The organism is Kingella pumchi, from assembly GCF_022288825.1.
Lineage (GTDB): Bacteria > Pseudomonadota > Gammaproteobacteria > Burkholderiales > Neisseriaceae > Kingella_D > Kingella_D pumchi.
This window is the reverse complement of the sequence record NZ_JAKOOW010000055.1, coordinates 1-422: the sequence shown is the minus strand read 5'-3', so window position 1 is coordinate 422 and position 422 is coordinate 1. Positions and strand designations below refer to the sequence as shown.

The 422-nt window shown below is 37.4% G+C and carries 1 protein-coding gene; it reads right to left on the bottom strand.

Translation table 11 applies throughout. From position 1 onward, the window contains the following. A partial coding sequence (locus tag MB824_RS10760; protein ID WP_238748540.1) for a restriction endonuclease subunit S occupies positions 1-401 on the bottom strand: 401 nt, incomplete at its 3' end. Positions 402-422: the final 21 nt, after the last annotated feature.

Genomic DNA, 422 nt, shown 5'->3' with positions numbered 1-422 from the left:
AGTTTTTCCACAATGGCTTGTTGTTCGGATAGGGGGGGAAGGGGGATAGGTAAATCTTTAATAAATTGAAAATGTCGGCTGTATCCCCTATCAATCATATTGATAGTTAATGCTTTTAAAGCAAGCTCTACATATTGGGGATTAGCTTTTATAGGTTTTAGCAGTTTTGTGCCATCTGCACCAACAACAAATTCAAAATCAATCAGCTTAATCACTCTCGTGTGGTCGCCAAAAATAATAACGGGTACGTCAGAAAAAATTTTGTCTCTTTCATTGGAATAGCCATCGATCAAATTTTTTGATTGGGACACGACGGGATAATCTCCTGTTATTTGTGTTTCCTTATGCAAAATTTGATAAGGTTTTGACGGTATTGAGTAACAGAAATCGCTTAACCTCACCCAAACCCAATTCTCGGGAAT